This window comes from Nonomuraea sp. NPDC049784 (assembly GCF_040659615.1).
Taxonomy (GTDB): domain Bacteria; phylum Actinomycetota; class Actinomycetes; order Streptosporangiales; family Streptosporangiaceae; genus Nonomuraea.
The window spans coordinates 1-1,431 of sequence record NZ_JBFAMX010001198.1 but is presented as its reverse complement, the minus strand read 5'-3'; the positions used below and the strand labels follow the sequence as shown (position 1 = coordinate 1,431).

Sequence of the window (1,431 nt, the reverse complement as noted above, 5' to 3'; positions counted from 1 at the left end):
TGCGCGGTGGGCAGCCGGGTCGCGAGCGAGCCGGACAGCGCCGCCGCGTCGGGGTTGGTCCGGTGCAGGTGTGCGACCAGCTGCGGCGTGGGCACCTGCGCGCCCAGGTAGTCGACGTGCCAGCCGCGCAGGCGCAGCACCTCGGCGAGCAGCCGCGCCGGGAACGCGTGCCATTCGCCGTGGATGCATGCCACCGTGATGCGGCCCCTGCTGGGCTCCGGATTCCCCCGTACGGAGGGATGATGGGCCAGTGCGGCGAGCACGCGCTCGTTGACGGCCGTGGCGGTGTGCTCCTGGGCGACCGTGATGCGGTTGGCCGCCCACTCCCGGCCGACGCGCGACTGCACGGCGGCGACGACGTCCAGCAGCAGGGTCTCCATCGGGACCCCGGCGTCGAGCGTGGCCAGCACCGCGTCGGCGGCGGCGTACTCGTCGCCGGCCGTCGCCGCCGCCCACAACGTCTCGACGCGTTCCTGGACGTCGTATCTCATGGCAGCCTCTGTCCGGCAGCGCCGTGCGACGCCTCGCGGGGCGCGGTGATGGCGACGACCGCCATGTCGTCGTGCTCGCCACCGCCGACCCACTGGCACGCCAGCATCTGGACACGATCGGCCAGGGCTTCTGGAGGCATGCCGGCGCACTGCCGGAGCTGCTCGCACAGCCGCTCCTCGCCGAAGAACTCATCACCGAGTGGGCCGCCCCTGGCCTCGACGATGCCGTCGCTGTAGAGCAGGCACGTCTCGCCGGGCTCCAGCAGCACCGACTCGGTGACGCTGGTGATGGGCTCCACCAAGCCGATCAGTGTGCCGGCGGCGCGGACCGGCTCCACGCGGCCGTCGTTCCGCACGATCAGCGGCGGAGGGTGCCCAGCGCTGGTCAGCCGCAACACGACCTGCCTCCCGCGGTGCCCGATCGAGGCCAGTACGAGCGTGACGTAGCGGGTCGGATCGCCGTCGGTGAGCAGCACACCGTTCAGCAGTTCCAGCACTCGATGGTGGTCGTCGGCCAGCGGCACCAGGGCCCGCAGGATGTTGCGGATCTTGCCTGCGAGCACGGCGGCCTCCAGGCCTTTGCCGGACACGTCGCCGAGCGCCACCAGCGACTCTCGCGCGGAGCCGACGACGGGATGCACATCGTAGAAGTCGCCGCCGACCTGCTCGCTGTCGCCCGCGGGCCGGTAGCGGGCCGCCAGCTCCACGCCCTCCAGCGGCGGCGCCGCGGGCGGCAGCAGCCCGGCCATCAGGGTCTCGGTGATGGCCGTCTGCTCGGCGTACAGCCGTGCGACGGAGATCGCCGCGCCGGCCCACGCGGTGAACAGCGGCGCGAACACCTTCTCGTCCTCCGAGAAGCCGGCCTGACGGGTGCGGCGCGACGAGAGGCAGCGGATCGGGGCGTACGCCGGCTCCGGGTCTCCCCGGTGGGCAGGCGCCC

At 73.2% G+C, this 1,431-nt stretch carries 2 protein-coding genes; both read right to left on the bottom strand.

Annotated elements, in window-relative coordinates; all coding sequences use genetic code 11:
* On the bottom strand, window positions 1-491 hold a 491-nt coding region (locus tag AB0J09_RS64690; protein ID WP_360714413.1), incomplete at its 3' end, for a B12-binding domain-containing protein.
* Window positions 488-1,431: PP2C family protein-serine/threonine phosphatase (locus AB0J09_RS64685; protein ID WP_360714411.1), on the bottom strand; the 944-nt coding region annotated here is incomplete at its 5' end. The genes AB0J09_RS64690 and AB0J09_RS64685, both read right to left, overlap by 4 nt.